Annotated in this window: 8 protein-coding genes, 1 tRNA gene and 1 pseudogene; all 10 read right to left on the reverse strand. The window is 63.0% G+C overall.

Annotated features, from left to right (window positions below):
• Positions 1-34: 34 nt before the first annotated feature.
• The gene (locus tag AB688_RS26380) at positions 35-520 is read right to left on the reverse strand and encodes a pentapeptide repeat-containing protein (RefSeq protein WP_081255341.1); all 486 of its coding nucleotides are present in this window, start codon (positions 518-520) and stop codon (positions 35-37) included.
• Positions 517-14,208 carry a hemagglutinin repeat-containing protein gene (locus tag AB688_RS26865; RefSeq protein ID WP_063545307.1) on the reverse strand — a complete coding sequence of 4,564 codons (13,692 nt, stop codon included), beginning with the start codon at positions 14,206-14,208 and terminating at the stop codon, positions 517-519. The genes AB688_RS26380 and AB688_RS26865 overlap by 4 nt, the downstream gene beginning before the upstream one ends.
• 23 nt (positions 14,209-14,231) lie before the next feature.
• A pseudogene (locus AB688_RS17505) lies at positions 14,232-15,941 on the reverse strand (ShlB/FhaC/HecB family hemolysin secretion/activation protein).
• A 474-nt stretch (positions 15,942-16,415) separates the two neighbouring features.
• Positions 16,416-16,492 (reverse strand) — tRNA-Pro (locus AB688_RS17510).
• Between the two features lie 99 nt (positions 16,493-16,591).
• The gene (locus AB688_RS17515) at positions 16,592-16,948 is read right to left on the reverse strand and encodes a MerR family transcriptional regulator (RefSeq protein WP_054892048.1); all 357 of its coding nucleotides are present in this window, start codon (positions 16,946-16,948) and stop codon (positions 16,592-16,594) included.
• On the reverse strand, positions 16,929-17,231 hold the full coding sequence (ihfA, locus tag AB688_RS17520) for an integration host factor subunit alpha (protein WP_003250679.1): 303 nt from the start codon (positions 17,229-17,231) through the stop codon (positions 16,929-16,931). Before ihfA ends, AB688_RS17515 begins: the two co-directional genes overlap by 20 nt.
• A gap of 4 nt (positions 17,232-17,235) precedes the next feature.
• A complete protein-coding gene (pheT, locus tag AB688_RS17525) occupies positions 17,236-19,617 on the reverse strand; it encodes a phenylalanine--tRNA ligase subunit beta (RefSeq protein WP_063545308.1) in 2,382 nt (793 codons plus the stop codon).
• A gap of 33 nt (positions 19,618-19,650) precedes the next feature.
• Positions 19,651-20,667 carry a phenylalanine--tRNA ligase subunit alpha gene (gene pheS, locus AB688_RS17530; protein ID WP_054892050.1) on the reverse strand — a complete coding sequence of 339 codons (1,017 nt, stop codon included), beginning with the start codon at positions 20,665-20,667 and terminating at the stop codon, positions 19,651-19,653.
• A gap of 110 nt (positions 20,668-20,777) precedes the next feature.
• Entirely contained in the window at positions 20,778-21,134 is a 357-nt protein-coding gene (rplT, locus tag AB688_RS17535; protein WP_003250671.1) for a 50S ribosomal protein L20, read from the reverse strand.
• A gap of 28 nt (positions 21,135-21,162) precedes the next feature.
• Positions 21,163-21,357: a 50S ribosomal protein L35 gene (gene rpmI / locus AB688_RS17540; protein ID WP_003250667.1), complete on the reverse strand. Its 195-nt coding sequence runs from the start codon at positions 21,355-21,357 to the stop codon at positions 21,163-21,165.
• Between the last annotated feature and the right edge of the window lie 12 nt (positions 21,358-21,369).

Raw genomic sequence — 21,369 nt, forward strand, 5'->3', positions numbered from 1 at the left:
CCAACTAATAAAAATCACTCACGCAACGGCATTATTAATCTGAAACCCTAACCGCACCAGAGCCTTCTGGAGCAAAACCTTTAGGCCAGATTGTTTTATCATTATATATTGCACCTAAAAAAATAGCACCATCTATTCTTTTTACGTCGAAATTAACACCTCGTAAATTGGAATTTACAAAACTAGAGCCACCAACATCCGCATTTTTTAAATTAGCCATTGAAAGATCCGCCCCTGAAAAATCCGCATAAGCCGCGACGACATCTAGAAGATGGACACAACTCATCTTCGCATTAATAAAACTTGCATTCATTAATGCCGAACCACTCAGCACAGCACCATTCAACAGAGAACAATTAAAAGAGGCATTCCTTAAGTTTGAACCTGTGAAATCAGCCTCTGTTAGATCTAAACCGTCAAAAATCGCACGATGCAATTCTAGCCCTCTTAAATTTGACTTAGCAAAACTAGTCAAGGGCAATTCCAACTCTGCGCCAGTTTCGAAAGCAATAGTTATCACCTGTTCCCCCAATCTACTTGATCCACTTTCAGCTCAGACACTGGTTTGGTTTGACCGACTTTGTTAGGAGATAAGGCCCCAGGTGTCACATCTGGATTTCGACCTAATATTTTTGCTGCTATATAACGATGATTCCCATCAACGATTACATTGCCGTCCATCTTAATCGCCGGAGCAACATCACCCTTAAGAATTCGATCAACATATCTTTGCACCGCAGGTAATGACACAGCGCCTTGCGCACTAATAGCAGGATCACCCTGCAATGCTTTTTGAATAATCTCAGGGGTTACCTCTGACCCCTTCGAAACCAGAGGCTTTCCTACCGGCCCAGTAGCTTTTGCACCTGCACCGCCGTCTCCAGCGCCCTCCGAATAAACAACACCCGGATTCAGCTGATGCCCAGGAGTGACGTAGATCTCCCTCCCCGGCTGCCCATCGAGCTGATTACCGCCAGTATGCGTGACATTTTCGCCCGGACCAACGCCTGTGTACCCCCCGCTGGCAGGATGAGTGCCATCCTCTTGCACCGCAGGGTTCTCATACCTCGGCTTACTCTCGAATGCCTTGATCGGGAACCCGCCTCGCCAACGCCCGTTGAGCAAGAGGAACAGATCCATCGACTGTTCGAACTGCTCAGCAGAGTCCTTGCCGATCGCCTTCAGCGACGCCTCAAGTGACTCAGCCGCTTTCTGCAGCGCTTCGTCCGAATTCGGCGTTGCGAGATAGACCGCTGTCGCAGCACCTAATGCAACCACCGTTTCTGCAGCAATAGGGACCGCAATCAAGTTCCGCTGCAGAGGATCGGCGCGTCCCAGTGTCAGCAACGCGTTGACCATTTGTTGCGCCGCCTCGGGAGATTGGGCCGACAGCTCATTGAGCTTTTGTCGGACCAGCGCTGTCTCCTCTGTGTCATGCCGGACATTCAACGCCGACAACATTGCGTCGATACCACGCTCTCGCAGCTCGGCATCCGCACTTCCCACCCGCACGAAGTTCTTGGCGAACTCCAAAACCTCGAGCCGGTATTGCTCGTTCTGCTCCATTCCCCTGGCAACGGAGGCAGGAGACTCACCCGAAGCAACCGACTGAAGCGACACCACCATTTCCAGCACACGTTGCGCTGTAAAGGTCGTACTCGCACCATAGGTCTGGAGGTCAACCTTCCATTTCGCGAGCGTCTGTGCTGGGTTGGCAACGTCTCTGAGCGAACTCTGCGTGACATACAAATCCGTACGCGATTCCCGGTCCCGGGTAATCTCGTACGCCTTGTCCAGATCCCGATTCAGCCCGGCTGTCGAGTCCTTCTCGGAACCAGCATCACCGCGCACCACGATGTCGCCCTGGCCCACCGTGGCCCGCACGATCTGCTCGCGATCCTTGTCGTACTTCCAGCCACTGACACTCCAGCCGTTGCTGCCCTGGTCGCCCTTGCCAACCTGGCTGGCATCCTGCTGGGCCCCGCCACCGCCGCTGCTCCAGGTACCGCCGGCATTCAGGTAGTAACCGTGCTCCTTGTCCTTGCCGGCAATGTCGCTGAAGCCCAGGGTGCCGGTATCAAGCTTGAGGTTGCCATTGTCGGCAGCGATCACGGCACCATCGAGCTGGGTGTGTCGCTCGGTACGGATATCGACCTTGTTGCCAGCGGTGACGCGGGTCTGCTCCTGGACCCAGTCGGTCTTGCCGGTGGTCTTGCCAGCGCCGACCGAGCCACTGACGCTGACGCCAACCCCGCCCGAGACCGTCGCACTGAGGTCGTACTCCTTGCCCTGGACCTTGCCGGTGTCGGTGACCGAGGCCACCTTGAGGTCGCCACCGACACGGCCGATCACCTCGTCGCCGCGCAACTGCGCACCCGCGATGGTGGTGTCCTTGCCACTGGTGAACTTGAGCTGGTCGCCGGCGTAGAGGTAAGCCTGCTGTTGCTGCTGGCCCTCGCGTTGCAGGTCGCCCTTGCCGATGTTCACGCTGGCGTAGAGACCGACCTTGCCACCGCCAAAGCCGAGGCCGACTTCGCCACCGCCGTTGTGGCGGGTGTTCTGGCTTTCGCTGTCGTTCTGCGCCGAGCGGATGTTCACATCGTTGCCCGCCGCGATAGCGATATCGCGTCCGGCGTTCACCTGGCTGCCGACGATGTTCACATCGTTGCGTGCATCGAGCTTGACGTCGCGCCCGGCGCTCAACTGACTGGCAGTGGAGCCACCCTGGACGCTGTCCTGATCGGCCACCCCATAGCTGCCACCCACGCCGACCTTGAAGCCGCCGCTGGTCCCACCGTGGATGCCACTCCAGCTCTCGCGTTGCTGACTTTCCTGGCTGACGCTGCCCTTGGCCACGTCGATATCGATGTCGCGGCCACTGATGGCGATGTCCCGACCGGCCTGCAGCTGGCCACCCTTGATGCTGACGTCGTTGCCAGCGTTGAGCTTCAGGTCGTTGCCAGCATCCAGGCTCGATGCACGGTTGCCCTGCTCCACCCGCTGCTCGCTGCTGCTCTGCTTGCTGTTGCCGAGCTTGACGTCGGCGGTCGGGCCGGCGAAGAACTGGCTGACCGAATCGACCGCACGCAGCACGCCGGAGACCTGGCTGACGGCGTTCTCGCCTTTGCCTGCGTTATCGACGGCATCCTTGGTGCTGCCGAAGTTGTGATTGACGCTCACGCCAAGGCCGTTACGCGCAAGCTCGCGCTGGTGCTCGATCAGTTGCCGCTCGCGAGCGGCATCGATGTTGATGTCGCGACCGGCGTCGAGGCTGATGTCGTGGTTGGCCGCGAGGTCAGAGCCGGTCTGGTTGATATCGCGCTTCGCGGTGATATCCAGGTCCTGCCCGGCCTTGATCTGGCTGGCCGCCGCGAGCTGCTGCTCGAGGCGATCGCGGGCCTTGGCCTGTTCGGCACCGACGAACAGGCTCACGCCGTTATCGTTGCCGGACACACCGATCCCGGTGCGCTTGCTGGTCGACCACTGCTGCTCGCTGTGGCTGTTCTGCGCCGCGGCCACATTGACGTCGCGCCCGGCGTTGAGGCTGACGTTACGCCCGGCGGAGACACCACTGCCGATCACATTGATATCGCGCTCGGCACGCAGGCTCGCATCCTGTTCGGCCAGCACCTGGCTGCCAACGCTGGTGCTGCTCTGCGCCTCCTGCCCGGCCTTCTTCGCCGAAGCCACGGAAACAAACCCGCCGGACGCCGACAGGCCGGTCTTCTTCCGATACTGCTCCGAATGGCTGTAGGCGGTGTCGTTGGCGGCAAGCAGGTCGATGTCGCCGTCCTTGTCGAGCAAGCCGGCACGCAGCTCGACATCCTTGCCAGCGTTGGCCTCGCTGGCGCGCAAACGCACATCGCTGCCCGCGGCGATCACCAGGTCGTTGCCCGCGGCCAGTTCGCTGCCGACCTGAGTGGCCGTGGTGGTCAGCTGGCTCTTGCCGCTCTTGGACAAGCCCAGGAAACCGGACTTGGTCTTCTTGCTGAACTCGCCGTGCTCCTCGACGCCCGAGAGCACCGCCACATCGCCGCCGGCACCGAGCATCAGGTCGCCGCCGGCCTTGAGCTGGCTGCCGACCACGGTGACGTCGCGGCCGCCATCCAGGGCGATGCCACCACTGGCGGTCTTGCTGACGTTGACGGTCAGATCGCCACCGGCCTCGATGACCGAGGCAACGTTGGTGCTGTGGTAGCTCTCCTTCTGCGTCGAACTGCTGCGCCCGAACGAGCCCTTGCTCTTTTTCAGGTAATAGGACGCGCTTTCGTCCTGGTCGGAGGCGATGGTCAGGTCGCGGGTAGCGCCGAGCTCGATATCCCCTGCGCCCTTGACCTGGCTGGCGATGATGGCCATGTCCTGGCCAGCGGCAAGCGCGATATCTCCACCGGCCTTGACCTCGGTGGACACCTGGGTGATCCGGTCGGTCGACTGGGTGACCTTCTTGCTGCGGCTGAAGGTATGGCTCTCGTCGGCCGCAGAGGTCAGGGTCAAGTCACCGGTGGCGGCCATCGCGATGTCGCGCCCGGCCTCGATGCGGCTGGCCACGGCGCTGATGTCGCGTCCGGCAGCGATGTTCAGGTCACGCCCGGCTTCGAGGGTCGCACCGTGCTGCTGGACGCTGCTGTTGCGTACCGAGCCACTGGCAAGGCCCTGGCGCTGCTCGACGGCGACCAGGCTGACGTCGCGTCCGGCGTTGATCGACAGGTCGCCAGCGCTGCTGATCACGCTACCGATGTTCTTGACGTCCTGACCGGCCTTGAGGCTCAGCGAGTTACCGGCCTCGATGCGAGCGGCATTGTCGAGGTAGTCGCGCTGGTTGCTGATGCCGCCATACGTCATGGTGTGGCGGGTCTGGTCGCGCTGGTTGATGATGTCGCCATTGACCGCGGTCAGGCTGACGTCACGCCCGGCGATGATGCCTGCGGCGCTGTTGACCAAGTTGTTGCCGGCCAACAGATCAAGCCGACCACCGGCCTGGATCAGGCCGCTGTTGACCAGGTCCTTGCCTGCCGTGGCGGAGAGGTTCTGGCTGGCCTTGAGGGTGCCGGCGTTGACCAGGTTCTCACCGGCGATCAACGTGACGTCCTGGCCGGCGATCAACGCACCGGTAGGTGCCAGGCGGTTGTCGGCCTGCGCCAGGTACAGCACCGGTACCAGCACCTGCTCGCCGTTGACCTCGTGGGTTTCCATCCACACGATGTCATGGGTCAGCGCCGCCACCTGGGCTGCGCTAAGACCAACGCCCAGGTTAAGGCCGAGGGCATCCTTGCTGCGGATGGCGTTGTCCATCAGGTACTTGAACAACTGCTCGCCGTTGTTCTGGCCGTCGATGAACTGCTGCCCGGTACGGGCGACCACCGCCTGCTGTATCAGGCGCTGCTCGTACAGGCCGTCGCCCAGGCGCTTCCAGCTCTGGTCAGGGTCATAACCGAGGTTGCCGAGCAGGTAGTCAGAGCTCATGAACTGCTTGAGGTCAGTGAGTGCCGGGTTGGTCTCGATCAGGTACTTCTGCGGTTTGCCGACGAACTGGCTGGAGGGAATGCGGGTGACGCCCGGCACCGTCAGCCGGGTGTCGATACCCAGCGTGCCCACACCGGTCAATTCGCGGCCTTCGGCACCGCCATGGCGCTGGGGCACGGAGGTGTCCACCGCGCCGTCACCGGGGGCGTAGACGCCAATGGCGCTAGCGTTGCCACCCAGCGGGCCGCCCTGGTGGGCAATACGCTCGATCTGCTGGCTGCCCGGCACCCAAGTGTTGGCAGCGACCGTCTGTAGTGCACCGGGCTGACTGCCTGGCGCCGTGGCCTGGCGCCCTTGCACGGAAAGGTCGGCGCCGCCCAGGCTCCAGCCTTCGGCGGAGCTGCTTTGGCTGCCGCCACCCTGGCCGCTGAGGCGGAACAGACCATTCTGGCCGGTGGGCAGGGTGAAGTCGCCCAGGGACAACGGGTTGACCTGCTGGCGTGCCAGGTCGGGAGGTAACTGACCGTGAAGGGTGATGACCACCGGGTTGGCAGAGGTTGGCAGCTTCGGATCGAATGCCTTGCCCGTTGGGGCATCGACTGGCTGGCCTTGCTGTACCACGCTGTTGGTCAGGTTCTGCGCCGCATTGAGTTGCACACGGCCACCAGCCTGGATAACCGCGTTGATCGCGCCGCCCTGACCAGGTTTGACGATCGTGCGCGACTCCAGGAACGTTGCATTGCGCACCGCATCAGGTAAGGGCACCCGTACGCCCTGATCATAAGCTGGCGTCGGCGTAGCAAAGGTAAGACCGCTGTTCCACAGCCAGACGTTCATCCAGGCCAGATGCATCGAGCGTTCGTTTTGTGGCGAACTGGTGATGTTTGGCGTGGCAGTGGACTCGTTCCAGTTGAGATCCCAGACTCGAACGTTGCCGAAAACCCCTCTCGTCCAGGCGTTCCTGACCTCCGACATGAAGTAGCCAGGATCATTGGCCGCGTTGTATCGATACATCTCGGTCAAGAACTGCGAACCGGCTCGACCGGGATCAAAGGCCCTGAGGGTATCCTCGGTGCCAAAACTGGTACCGATATTGTTGATGTTGTCGAAGTTGGCATACAGATCGCGCTGCGCGCTGATGACGGAGTTCTCGTTGTTCAGCGTTGCACCGTTGATCACCAGATCACGTCCGGCTCGAATGTTCGCTGCAGGGGCATGCTCGGCAAGCGTTGTCTGGTAGGACTCCTGGAGCACGAAGTGGCCTGTGGCTCGTCCGGTCGTACGCATGCCGATTGCACCCGAGACCAGTTGTTTGGACGTCCTGATGAACTCTTTCTTGTTATCGACGACACCGGCATTCAGGCGCATGTCACCGGCGCTTTCCAGGCTCCCCGAAATGTTTTCGAGGACACTCGCCCGGCTCCCCGCTGCATCCCGCGCCACGGTCAGCCCGCCGAGGCTGTACACATCCCCGTAGAAGTTGCTCAGGCTGTCGCTGTAAAGCTGCATGTCGGCACCGCTGAACAGCAGGCCGTGGTCGTTGCGCAGGTTGGCGGCGTTGACGCGCACCAGCTGGTTGCTGCCCAGCGTGCCAAGGTTGTTCAGGCTACCGGCGTTGACCAGCAGATCAGCCGCCGAGGTCAGGCGCCCCTGGTTGTTGAGCAAGCCCGCAACGTTGACCGTGGTGTTGCCGACACCTGCCACGCTGGCGTTGGCGCCCAGGCTCATCTGCGCCGCGCTCAGGCCCAAGGTACCCATGCTGCTGACACGGCCTTCGCCGCTGTAGGTGCCCGACAGGTTCAGGCTGAGGCTGCCGTCGCTGGCAATCAGCCCGGCGTTGCTCCAGTCCGCCCCGTTGCCCACCAGGCTGTCGAAGGCCAGCAGTTGGCCGCCGGCGCTCTGGGTCAGGTGATTGATGTTCAGGGTCAGACGCCCGGCCTGGATCGCGCTGGCGTTGGTCCAGCTGTCGGCGGTCAGGGTCAGGCCACCGCGGGTCTGCAGGTCGCCACCGGCACGCGTGAGGTTGGCCATGTCGATATCGAAGGTACCGGTACCGGCATGCACCACCTTGCCGGCGACGTTCTGCAGCATGCCGGCATCGAGGATCAGATCGCTGTTGCCGACCTCGACCACGCCGGCACGGTTGTCGAACAGGCCGCCAATGGCGAACCGGCTGTTGCCGGTCGTGCCCAGCGCACGCAACTGGCCACCCTGGTTGTCCAGGCTGGCCGCGCTGATCTGCAGTGCGCTGGTACTTTCGATGATGCCTTGGCGGTTGTCCAAGGCACCGTCCAGGGTCAGCTCGACGCGCTGGCCGACCATCTCCCCACGTGCGCTGCCACCGTTGAGCAGGCCGGTTCCCGACACCTTGAGCAGGCCGCTGGCAGACACGCCACCGGCGCGGTTGTCCAACTGACCGGCACGCAACAAGGCGTCGCCGTTCAGCGCGGCAATACGCCCGCCCTGGTTGTCCAGGCTCGCGCTCTGCAGATTCAGGCGCAGGGCCTGAACAATACCGCCCCGTCCCGCATCGTCACGACCATTGCGCAACACACCAGTGGTCGTCACGCTCAGGGCTTGTTCGAGGCTGGCCAGCGTACCGCCACGGTTGTCGAGGGTAGCTGCAGCTACCTCCACAGCGCCTTGCTGGGCAATGACCTTGCCGCCCTGGTTGTCCAGTTCGTCGTTGACGGCGAGCTTCACCGCACCTTCTGCCTGCAACGTACCGGCGCGGTTGCGAAGGTCTTGCGCGTGCAGATCCAGGTCGCCCTGCTGGCTGTAGATCAGCCCGTCACCGCTGTTGTCGAGCGTAGTGCCACTGCGCAGCGAGAGACGCCCCGTAGCCGCCAGGGTGCCTTGCTGGCTGTTGTCGAAACCATTCGCCAGCGCCGTCAGCACGCCTTGGCTGGCGATCTGACCACCTCGGTTATCGACCTGCCCGGCGCGTTTCAGCAGCAGATCGCCGCCGCTGGCGAGCTTGCCTTGATGGTTGAGCAGCTCACCCAGCAGGTCGAGCGTCAGTTGCCCTTGAGCGATCAGGCTGCCGTTGCTGTTGTCCAGGCGTGTGCCGACCAGGCCGAGGCCTTGCCTGGCACTGACGCTGGCGTCGCGATTGTCCAGCGACTGCGCATCGATCTGCAGTTCACCTGCAGCATCGATCAGCCCACCCTCCTGGTTGGCCAGCGCACCTGTCACTGCAAGACGCTGCCCCGCCCCGCTCGAGAGTATGCCTTTGGCGCTGTTGTCCAGGCTGTCGGCGGCGACATCCAGGCGCTGCTGGGCCACCACTGCCCCGCCGCTGCTGTTGAGCAGGGCGCCGGTGAAGGTCGCCTGCACCGAGCCGGCACGGCTGGAAAGCGTGCCCTGCTCGCGGTTGTCCAGGCTCTGGCCGCTGATCGTCAGGCCCTGCCAGCCCGACACCAGCCCAGCTCGGTTGTCGATCACCGCGCTGCCAAGTTCCAGTACCTGCTCGCTGATCAGTTTGCCGGCGCGGTTGTCCAGTTCACCGGTCACCAGTTGCAGCGCCTGGGCCGTGGAGATCTCTCCGCCCTGGTTGGCCAGCTTGCGCAGGTTGGCCAAGGTCAAAGGACCGGCGGTGGTGATCAGGCCGGCACCGTTGTCCAGGTCCGCGCCGCGCAGGTCAACGCCGATGGCGCGCCCGAGCAGAGTGCCGCGGGCGTTGTCCAGGCCGGTGCTGGCGAGGGTGAGTGCGTCCTGTGCCTCGATCAGGCCTTTGTCGCGATTGCTCAGTTGTCCATCGACGTCCAGCTTCAACGTGCCAAGGCTGCGCAGAATCCCGCCACTGTTGTCCAACAGGCCGGCACGGGCATCGAGGGTCTGCCCGGCGATCAGCCCCTTGAGGTTGTCCAGCCGTTGCCCGACTCGCAACAGCAACGCCTGGTTGCTCAGCAGCCGACCGTCGCCGTTGTCCAACTGACGGGCATTGATGGCAAGGGCCTGGGCACTGGAGATCTCACCGCCACGGTTATCGACGGTATTCAGGTTTTCGAGCAGCAGTTGCGGGGCATTGATCAGCCCGCCGCGGTTGTCCAGATGCCCTTGGCCGAGGTCCAGGTGCACGGCGCTGTCGCTAAACAACTTGCCGCCCTGCTGGTCGAGGCCGCTGACCTTCGCGGTCAGGGTCTCGTGGCTACCGAGGCGGCCGCCAGCAGCATTGCTCAGTTGCCCGGCGCGGATGTCGAGGGTGCGGTTGCTGCTGACGCTGCCCTGGCGGCTGTTGTCGAACTGGCCAGTGACGATGTTCAATGCGCCCTTGCTGGCGAGTACGCCCTGATCAGTGTTGTCGAGGCTGGCGCTTGTCAGCACCAGGTCGCCGTCGGTCAGCAACTCACCACGATTGTTGAGCAGCGCACCACGGGTACTCACCTGCAAGGCAGCTGCACTGCTCAGGCTGCCACGGCTGTTGTCCAGCCCCTGGGCGGTGAGCGCCATCTGATCTTCGGCGCTGATCAGCCCAAGACGGTTGAGCATCTGGCCGCTCAGGGTCAGCGTCATGTCTTTCTGGCTGCTCAGGCGACCGCCATCGTTGTCCAGGCTCTGGCCATCGAGGGTCAGGCCTGTCTGTGCTTCGATACGGCCCTGGGTGCGGTTGAGCAGGTGCTGCAGCGCCAGGGTCAGGCTGCTACCGGCCACCAGCAGGCCCGCATCACTGTTGTCCAGCCGCTCGCCGACCAGATTCATGGCCGCCTTGCTGGTGATCTCGCCACCACGGTTGTCGACCTCGTCGACCGCCAAGGTCAGCGCGCCGTTGCTGCCGATCAGGCCCTGCTGGCGGTTGTCCAGTTGCGTGCCTTGCAGGCGCACCTGCCCCAGGCCGATCAGCGAGCCACCGTTATTGAGCAACTGCCCGGCCTGCACCAGCAACTGGCCCTTGCTCGACAGGGTGCCTTGGGTGTTGTCCAGGGTTTGCGCGGTGAGTTGGCCGGCCACATCGCCCACCAGGGTGCCCTGGCGGTTGTCGATGCGCTGGGCGATGTTCAGCAGCAGCTCGCCGCGGCTGCTGAGCAGGCCTTCGCGGTTGTCCAGGGCCGTGGCGCTTGCGTCCAGGCCGTTGACGGCTATCAGGCCCTTGACGTTCGCCAGGGCCTGGGCGATACGCAGGGTCAGAGACTGCTGGCTGATGAGCTTGCCCTGGGTGTTGTCGAGGGAATTGGTCGCCACGGTGAAGGCCTGGGCGCTGGAGATCTCGCCTTGCTGGTTGTCTACCTCGGCAAGGTTGTTCAACACCAGCAGCGGCGCATTGATCAGGCCGTGGTTGAGCAACGTACCGCCGTTCAGGTCGAGGGTCAGCGCGGTCTTGCTGAACAGTTGCCCGCCCTGCTGATCGAGACCGCTGGCGCTCAGTTGCAGGTCTCGCTCGCTGGCAATGCGGCTGGCGCTGCCGTTGTATACCTGTCCGGCGCGAATACCCAGGCGGTCATTGCCCAGCAGGCGTGCACCATCGCGGTTGTCCAGGGTACCGGTGGACAGGTCGATGGCGCCTTGCGCGCCGATCTCGCCACTGCGGTTGTCCAGGCTCGCACTGCGCAGGGTCAGCGCCCCCTCGGTGGTCAGCGAACCGCCCTGGTTGAGCAGCTCGCCTTGGCTGATCAGGGCAAGCGCACCGGCACTGGTCAGGCGGCCGGCACGGTTGTCCAGGGTGGCAGCGCTGATGTCCAGATCGCCTTCGCTGGTGATCAGGCCCTGGCGGTTGTCCAGCGCCTGCTCCAGTTGCAGGCGCGTACCGCGCTCACCCGACAGACGTCCACCCTGGTTGTCCAGCACCTGGCCTTCGAGCACAAGCTGGCCGTCGCCACGCAACAGGCCCTGTGTCTGGTTGATCACCTGCGCGACCTTCAGCGACAGGTCGGTACCGGCCAGCACCTTGCCGGCGCTGTTGTCCAGGCGCTGGCCTTCGAGGGTCAAGGCACGGGTCGAGGACAGTTCGCCCGCACGGCTGTCGACGCTTTCCACGAACAGACGCAGGTCCTGCCCGGCAGCCACTACACCGCCCTGGCGGTTGTCCAGGCTGGCGCCGCGCAGGGTCAGGTTACCCTGGGCCATGAGCGTGCCAGCCTGTTGCTCCAGGCGTTCGACACGGGCATCCAGGTCGCCGGAGGTGGATAAGCGTCCAGAGCTGTTGTCCAGATGTTCGACCTGCAGTTGCAACGGGCCGACCGCACCGAACACACCCAGGCGATTGAGCAACTCGCGGCCGCTGTAGCTCACGGCGGCCTGGCCACTGATCAATCCCTGGTCGCTGTTGTCGAGGGCCCCCAGCGTCAGCGCCAGGGCGCCCAACGCATCGATCCTGCCGCCCCGATTGTCCCAACGCTCGCCGCGCAGGGTCAGCAGGTCCTTGCCGCTCAGACGGCCGCCACGGTTATCCAGTTGGCCGGCGTCGATGCTCATCACCTGCTTGCCGCTGAACAGCCCCTGCCCCTGGTTGTCGAGCAACCCTGCGACCTTGACCTGCAAGCTGCCGTCGCTGAGGACCTCGCCCTGCCCCCGGTTGTCGATACTGGCGGCCTGGAGGCTCATGGCCTTGCCGCTGGCCAGTACGCCTTGCTGGTTGTCCAGCGCCTGGGCAAGGGTCAGTTGCAAGGTGTCGGAAGCGGTGAGCACGCCGCCGCGATTATCGAGAGTGTCTGCATGAACCTGCGTGGTACCTGCACTGGAAATCTCACCTTGGCGGTTATCGATGGCCGCGCCTGCACTCACCACCAGGCCTGCATCGCTGGTCACGGTGCCGCGCTGGTTGTCCAGGGCCAGGGCTTGCAGGGTCAGGCCATTGCCCGACACCAGGCCGTCCTGGTTGCTGAACAACCGATCCAGACGTACATCCAGTGCCTGTTCGCTGTACAGCTGGCCGGCACTGTTATCGAAACCTCGGGCCACCAGTTCGAATGCCCGCTGGCTGGAGATTTCCCCAGCTCGGTTATCAACGTCGGCGAGCTGGCGCAATTGCAACTGACGGGCGCTGATCAGCCCATCACGGTTGTCCAGTTGGCCATGGTTGAGGTCCAGCGTCAGCTCGGTCAGGCTGGTCAGGCGCCCGCCCTGCTGATCGAGCCGGCCGACATTGACGCCGACCGCGCCGTTGCCGCTGACCTGGCCGTCCTGGCTGTTGTCCAGGCGACTGGCTGCAAGGTCGAGTGCGGCCTGACTGGTGATGCGGCCGCCGCGGTTATCGACGTTGCCCGAACTGCTCAGGGCCAGGCCACTGGCTGCCAGAACGCGCCCACCACGGTTGTCCAGCCCGCCCAGGTTCAGCGTTACCACATCCAGGCTGGAGAGTTCGCCACTCTGGTTGTCCAACTGCGCCCATGCGGCGTTAAGTGCACCCTGGCTGGTGATCCGTCCTCCCCCGCCGTTGAGCAATTGACCACCCTCGAGCGTCATACGCCTACTGCTCAACACCTTGCCTTGCTGACGATTGTCCAGCGTACCTGCCTTGAGCCGCAGGTCCCTCCCGGCGCCAAGGTTCGCACCGCTGTTGTCCAGTGCGCCAACCACCTCCACGCTCAAGTCGCGGCTGGCAGTGATGCTGTGACCCTGGTTGTCGAGCGCGCCAGCAGCGATGGTCAAGTCGCCGTCGGCGGTCTGGCTGCCATCGGCCAGCACCCCTGCCTGAATCAGGCCACGGTTGCTCAACTGACCGGCGGCCGACAGCTTGAGTTGCCTGGTGGCGGTCAGGCTGTGGCGGTTGGCCAGGTCTGAGCGGCTGTCCAGTTGCAAATCACGTCCGGCATGCAAGGCCCCCTGCGCATCAATGCCGCTGGCGGACACCCGCATATCGCCTGCGGCGCTGGCCTGGCCGATGCGCAACTGGCCATTGGCGTCGAGTTGGATATCGCCACCACTGGCAGCAAGCTGGCCATCCAGCTTCACCCCGACCCCCGCCTCGGTCCCCACCAGCTTGATAGCCCCGGCGTACATGCCACCCAAGGCGCTGGAGTCGATGGCTAACTGCGGCTTGGCGCTGCCGTCGTCGGCCCGCGCCGTCGCGGCGAGGGTCTGGGCATCGACGTCGTTGCGCCCGGCGATGATCGCCAGCTGGCGCGCCTGGATCTCGGCGTTGACTTTGGCGCTGCGGGTGATGATCTCGAAACGGTCGACGTTGCCGGCATTGAGCCCTGCGCCTTCGATGGTCACGCTGCCCTGATCGACCTGATAACGGCTCAACTGGCCGTTGTCGATCACGGGTTTGCCGGTGCTCAGGGTCACCTGCGGTGTATTGATGAAGCCGCAGCCGTTACAGGTGATGCCATGCGAGTTGGCGACGATGACGCGGGCCGACTGCCCCGCCACTTCGGTATAGCCGCGCAGTTGGCTGGGGTTGGCGCCGTTGACTTCGTTGAGGATGGTGCTGGCGGCTGCCCCTTGCAGGTTGGGGTTGCCGAGGATGATGCCGCCCAGTTGCGTGGCCTGGGTACGCTCGGTGGCGTTGTTGAGAATCAGGCCCTGCTGGCCGACGTTGTAGTCGCTGAACTGGTTGTGCGACAGGCCGTTGCCGTTGGGTGCGGCGATGTTGACGATCGGCACGCCGTTGCCCGCCTGGCCGAGGCTGGTGCCCGGTGCACTGACCGCAACGCCGTCGGCAGCCTGGGCCCACAACGGTTGCCAGAACATGACGTTGGCCAGCAGCAGCGCCAGTCCACGTTTGGGCAGGCCGCAGAAGTGCTCGCGCGTCTGCAGGCGGGCGGAAGGCTGGCGGGCGAGGAAGGCGAAGCGGCGAACGTCCATGTGCTGTCTCTTGAATCAGTGGGTCAGATGAACAGGTCCAGGCGGAAGTACACTGGGCGTTCCTTGTCGGGTAGTGCCCCTGGGCGCTCCAGGCTGTGGGCGAAGGTCACGCTGGCCGCCAGGTGCTGGCCGCGGGCGAACAGCTCGAAAGCGTGGCTGCTGGCACGACCATGGCGGTCGCCGTTGTAGCGGTCGTTGTGGATCACGCCAATGTCGTAGCCCAGGCCCACGCCATACTCGGCCAGCACCGGGCGCAAGGCGGCCCAGGTGACCGGGCGAGTCCAGCGCAGGTCGTTACGCCAGTACGCGCCACTGTCGCCCGACAACTACTGGTCCTTGAGGCCGCGCACCGAGGCCTCGCCGCCCAGGCTGATGCGCTGCGGGCTGAACAGCACGTCCTCGCTGCGCTGACCGGTGGCCAGGCTGCTGAAGCTCAGGCGCTCGCCCAGCACTTCGAAGCCCTGCACGTAGCTGACGGTGGCGGTGTACTTGCGATAGCGCGCCACCGGTTCGCCGGGGCGCGGGTGGCCGTTGTCCTGGGCGTCGAAAGCACCGATGCCTTCCTGCAGGCCGAGGTCGAGGTTGACGAAGGCATTGCCCAGACGACGGCCATGGTTGATGCCGAACTGTGCTTCGCTCAGACGGTTGCTGCTGCCATCCAGGCGGCTGTCTTCGATGTAGTTGTTGGTGCGCAGGTGGGCGATGCCGGCGTTGAGCGAGGTCTTGCTGGTGGCGTCGCGGTGCACCACGCGCTCGGCACGCAACTGGTGGTTCTGGCTGTCGCCGCTTTGCCTGAAGCTGAAACCGTTGCCCTGGGCTTGGGCGCGGTACTCGCTCTCACTGTAGCTGTAGCTGAAGTTCCACCAGCCCCAGGGCAGGTTGTAATAGAGCGCACCGTTCTTCGAGCCCTGGGTGTGGTCGCTGACCACGTCGTGGCCGCCGCGTAGCACCAGTTGGTCGGCCAGGCCCAGCGGGCTGTCCCATTCAAGGCCCAGGTTCAACTGCTGCTCGCCGGTGCTGCGCTGCCCGCCGTTATTGCGCGACAGCGAAGCGCGCCAGGGTTTCTGCGCCTGGTTGCGCACCAGCACCTGGCTGCCGCCCACGGCCTCGCCGGGGGCCAGTTCCATTTGCGCCCGGTTCGACGGCAAGCGGTTGAGCTGGTCGACCATCTGCTCGATTTCACGCAGGTTCAGGCCCTCGCCCGGCGAGCCGGGAAAGGCCATGGCCAACTCGCGCTCGCTCAGGCCGCTGTCAGGATCGGCGCGCAGGCTCTCCAGGCGCCCTTCGACCACCAGCACTTGCAGATGGCCGGTGGACAGGTCCTGCTGCGGCAGGTAGGCACGGCTGGTCACCCGGCCACGGTCCAGGTAATGGTTGGTGATGACCTTGAGCAGATCGTTGAGCTGGCTGACGCCCAGGCATTGGCCAATGAACGGCGCCAACAGGCGTTCGCGTTCGCCATTGGAAAGGCTGTTGGCACCCTTGAGGGTAATGGTGCGGATGGTGAAGCAGCGAGTTTCTTCGCGCGACGGCGCCTCTCCCTGCCCGGCGGCTTTGCCCGGCAGGGTGCGCAACTCGTCGAGGCGGCGTTGCTGTTCTTCGAGCAGACGGTTCTGGCGTTCGCGGATCAGGTCCTGGTCGCCGGGTGAGGCGGCTTGGGCACCGCCGACATCAAGAATGGCCCGCAGCGCGCAGACGGCGAGTCGCGGTACGGGGGTAACACCTGCCAGCATGTTCCAGTCCCTGGAAATGAAATAGCGGGCAATGTTATTTAGCCATCATCTTGGCGTCAATTTAGCGTCTTCTTTCTAATTGCCGATCCCGACTTGCCTGAGCCGTGTAACCCTCGTAGTAGAGCGCTCGGAAACCATGGATCTTTTTTTCCAACAAAGGAATAAAAAGCGGGGCTTCCCATCCTTTTCCACCACATTCGCAGTCTTACGGCATCACCGGCCGCTCATAGTGCGAGGTCGTCCACAACGTCCGCAGCGGCACATGCCGTCCGGCCCAGTTGCGTGCCAACCGGTGGGAACACGTCCCGAGATCATGACGTAATCATTTTCACTTCCACCCCGAGGACCTTCATGTGCTAATCCGAGCGACATTTCGGTGGGGCAAAAAGCGAGGCAAGATTTCTGTCAGCGATAAAATGAGAATGCATAAAAAAATCCAGTCACCGCTAAGTGACTGGATTCTTTGGAGTTTTTTGGTCGGGACGGAGTGATTCGAACACTCGACCCCTTGCACCCCATGCAAGTGCGCTACCGGGCTGCGCTACGCCCCGACTCTATTCTCGGTACCGCTGAGAACGGTAAGAAATCTAACCTAACCTTTTGAATAATGGAAGCTTTTTTTCAAAAAAATCCATTCATCGCCAAGCAGGTCACTTCTTCAACACCACCAGCACATCCTCCAACTCGGCAATCATCTGTCGAATCAGCTGCTTGTACTGGGTCGTGTCATCCTTGGCCTCATCACTGGACATGCGCAAGCGCGCGCCGCCGATGGTGAAGCCCTGGTCATACAGCAACGCGCGGATCTGGCGGATCATCAGCACATCTTGGCGCTGATAATACCGCCGGTTTCCGCGGCGCTTGACCGGGTTGAGCTGCGGGAACTCTTGCTCCCAGTAACGCAGCACGTGCGGTTTTACCGCACAGAGCTCACTCACCTCACCGATGGTGAAGTAGCGTTTGCCCGGAATGGGGGGCAGCTCGTCGTTATGGCTTGGTTCCAGCATAGGCCTCAACCCGGGCTTTCAGTTTCTGCCCTGGACGAAAGGTGACGACGCGCCGTGCGGTGATCGGGATCTCTTCCCCTGTCTTGGGGTTGCGGCCCGGCCGCTGGCGTTTGTCGCGAAGGTCGAAGTTGCCGAATCCGGACAACTTGACCTGCTCGTTCTCCTCAAGCGCGTGACGAATTTCTTCGAAAAACAACTCGACCAGCTCCTTGGCCTCGCGCTTGTTAAGCCCCAGCTCCTCGTACAGCCTTTCGGCCATCTCAGCTTTCGTCAGAGCACCCATGCCGTTATTTCCTTAACGTGGTGTTCAACCTTTGTTCGAGCGAGGTGAGGATATTTTGCAGGGTGGTGTTCACCTCATCGTCGTTAAGAGTGCGCGATGGATGCTGCCAGGTCAAGCCGACCGCGAGGCTTTTTCTATCAGGATCAATACCTTTACCCTGGTAGACATCAAACAGCCTGAGGTCTGTGAGCCATTCCCCTGCATTGTCACGAATTACTTCAAGCACGGCGCTCGACGCCACATCACGTCCTGCGATCAACGCCAGGTCACGACGGGTTTCAGGGAACTTGGACAGTTCGCTGAATTTCGGCAGACGACCTTCGACCACATCACCCAGTACCAGCTCGAAGACGAACACGGGACGCTCCAGGCCGAGGGTCTTGGCCAGCTCCGGGTGGATCGCGCCCAGGTAGCCCACTTCCTTGCCGTCGCGCTCGATGCGGGCGGTTTGGCCAGGGTGCAGGGCTGGGTGCTTGCCTGCGCTGAAGCTGAAGTCGGCGAGCGCGCCGGAGTAGCCCAGCAGGGCTTCGACGTCGGCCTTCATGTCGAAGAAATCGACACTGTCACGGCCATTGGCCCAGCCTTCCGGCAGGCGGCTGCCGGTGATCACGCCGGCGATCATCGGTTGCTGCTTGAGGTCGCCCAACTGGCCGACGAAGCGCAGGCCGCTTTCGAACAGGCGCACGCGGTCTTGCTGGCGGTTGAGGTTGTGCTGCAGCGCCTTGACCAGGCCCGGCCACAGCGAGGCGCGCATCGCGGCCATGTCGCTGGAGATGGGGTTGGCCAGCATCAGCGGCTCGACGCCCGGGGTGAACAGCTCGAACAGCTTGGGATCGATGAAGCTGTAGGTGATGGCTTCCTGGTAGCCGCGGGCGACCAGCAGGCGACGCAGGACCGGCAGCTCGCCGCGCGATTCCGAACGAGCCTTGGGGGCCAAGCGGGCTTGCGGGTAGCGAACCGGCAGATTGTTGTAGCCGTACAGGCGCGCCAGCTCTTCGATCAGGTCGACTTCGAGGCTGATGTCGAAGCGGTGGCTCGGGATCTCGACAGTCCACACCCCTGCCCCATTGGTGCTGGTTTTCAGCTCCAGGGCGTTGAGCAGTTGTTCGATCTTGGCCGGGGCCATGTCCATGCCGAGCATCTGGCTGACGCGTTCGGCGCGCAGGGTGACCGGAGCAACCTTGGGCAGGTGCTGCTCGCTCACGGCTTCGACGATCGGGCCGGCTTCGCCGCCGACGATCTCGAGCACCAGGGCGGTAGCGCGCTCCATGGCTTCGCGGGCCAGTTGCGAGTCGACACCGCGCTCGTAACGGTGCGAGGCATCGGTGTGCAGGCCGTAGGAACGGGCCTTGCCAGCAACGGAAACAGGCTCGAAGAAGGCGCTCTCCAGGAACAGGTCGCGGGTCTTCTCGGTGTTGACACCACTGTGCTCGCCACCCATGACGCCGGCGATGGCCAGGGCGCGGGTGTGGTCGGCGATGACCAGGGTGTCGCTACGCAGGGCAACTTCCTGACCGTCGAGCAGGACGAGCTTCTCACCCTCCTCGGCCATGCGCACGCGGATGCCGCCGTTGATTTCGGCGAGGTCGAAGGCGTGCATCGGCTGGCCGAGTTCGAGCATCACGTAGTTGGTGATGTCGACGGCAGCGTCGATGCTGCGTACGTCGCTGCGGCGCAGGCGCTCGACCATCCACAGCGGGGTCGGCTTGCTCAGGTCGACGTTGCGGATGACGCGTCCCAAGTAGCGTGGGCAGGCCGCGGGAGCGCTGACGTCCACCGGGCGTACTTCGTCGTGGGCAGGTGCGACGGCCGGGACTACCGGACGGGTAACCGGGACGTCGTACAGGGCGCTGACGTCGCGCGCCAGGCCCGCCACCGACAGGCAGTCGCCGCGGTTGGGGGTCAGGCCGATTTCGATGCTGGCGTCGTCCAGGTTGAGGTACTGGCGAATGTCTTCACCCACCGGCGCGTCGGCTGCCAGCTCCAGCAGGCCGTCGTTCTCTTCGCTGATCTGCAGCTCGGCGGCCGAGCACAGCATGCCGAAGGATTCGACACCACGCAGCTTGGCCTTCTTGATCTTGAAGTCGCCAGGCAGTTCGGCGCCGATCATGGCGAACGGGATCTTGATGCCGGGGCGCGCATTGGGGGCGCCACAGACCACCTGGAAGGTTTCCTGGCCGTTGCTGACCTGGCAGACACGCAGCTTGTCGGCGTCCGGGTGCTGCTCGGTGGCGAGAATCTCACCCACCACGATGCCGCTGAACTGGCCAGCCGCCGGGGTGACGCTGTCAACTTCCAGGCCGGCCATGGACAGGCGGGCGACCAGTTCGTCACGGGAGACTTGCGGGTTTACCCAACCGCGCAGCCACTGTTCACTGAATTTCATGCTGTTCTCCTGAAGATTGCGTCGAGGTGTGGCCTAGCGGAATTGCGCCAGGAACCGCAGGTCGTTGTCGAAGAACAGACGCAAATCGTTGACGCCATAGCGCAGCATGGCCAAGCGCTCGACACCCATGCCGAAGGCGAAGCCGGAGAATTCTTCCGGGTCGATGCCGGACATGCGCAGCACGTTCGGGTGGACCATGCCGCAGCCCATCACTTCCAGCCAGCCGGTCTGCTTGCACACGCGGCAGCCTTTGCCGGAGCACATCACGCACTCCATGTCGACTTCGGCGGACGGCTCGGTGAAGGGGAAGAACGACGGACGGAAACGCACCGCCAGCTCTTTCTCGAAGAACACCCGCAGGAACTCTTCGATGGTGCCCTTGAGGTCGGCGAAGTTGATGTCGCGGTCGACCAGCAGGCCTTCGATCTGGTGGAACATCGGCGAGTGGGTGATATCCGAGTCGCAGCGGTATACGCGGCCCGGGCAGACAATGCGGATCGGCGGCTGGGTGCTTTCCATGGTCCGCACCTGAACGGGCGAAGTGTGGGTGCGCAGCAGCATGTTGGCATTGAAGTAGAAGGTGTCGTGCATCGCCCGGGCCGGGTGGTGGCCGGGGATGTTGAGCGCTTCGAAGTTGTGGTAGTCGTCTTCGACCTCAGGGCCTTCGGCGATGCCGTAGCCGATGTGGGTGAAGAACTGCTCGATGCGCTCGAGGGTACGGGTGATCGGGTGCAGGCCACCGGTGGCCTGGCCGCGGCCTGGCAGGGTGACATCAATGCATTCGGCAGCCAGGCGAGCGTTCAGCTCAGCCTCTTCGAAGGCGGCCTTGCGTGCGTTGAGCACGTCAGTGACACGTTCCTTGGCGTCGTTGATCAGCGCACCGACCTTGGGGCGCTCTTCGGCTGGCAGGTTGCCCAGGGTCTTCATCACCTGGGTCAGCTCGCCCTTCTTGCCGAGAAATTGGACCCGGATCTGTTCCAGGGTATTGATGTCTTCAGCGCGCTCCACGGCCTCGAGGGCTTGGGAGACCAGCGCGTCCAGGTTTTCCATGTACAGACTCCAGATACGAAAATAGGGGAAGAGCTTTGAAGGCTCTTCCCCTATCGATGACGTTTTACACCCGCCGACACGGAGTGCCGGCGGATGATTGTCGCGGGTACTTAAGCCAGGACGGCTTTAGCTTTCTCGACAATCGCAGCAAACGCCGCTTTTTCGTTCACTGCCAGGTCGGCCAGAACCTTGCGGTCGATTTCGATCGACGCCTTTTTCAGGCCAGCAATCAGACGGCTGTAGGACAGGCCGTTGGTGCGGGCACCGGCGTTGATACGAGCGATCCACAGAGCGCGGAACTGACGCTTCTTCTGGCGACGGTCGCGGTAGGCGTATTGGCCTGCCTTGATGACCGCTTGCTTGGCGACGCGGAATACGCGCGAGCGTGCACCGTAGTAGCCTTTAGCCAGTTTCAGAATTTTCTTGTGACGCTTACGAGCGATGACGCCACGCTTTACACGAGCCATGAGTAACTTCCTCTATCTTTGACCGAAATTAACGTACGCGCAGCATGCGCTCGACTTTTGCCACGTCAGACGGGTGCAGCAAGCTGGCACCGCGCAGTTGACGCTTACGCTTGGTCGACATTTTGGTCAGGATGTGGCTCTTGAAAGCGTGCTTGTGCTTGAAGCCGGAAGCTGTTTTCAGGAAACGCTTCGCAGCACCGCTCTTGGTTTTCATTTTTGGCATGTTGGAACTCCG

It is taken from the genome of Pseudomonas putida (assembly GCF_001636055.1).
GTDB classification, from domain to species: Bacteria; Pseudomonadota; Gammaproteobacteria; order Pseudomonadales; family Pseudomonadaceae; genus Aquipseudomonas; species Aquipseudomonas machongensis.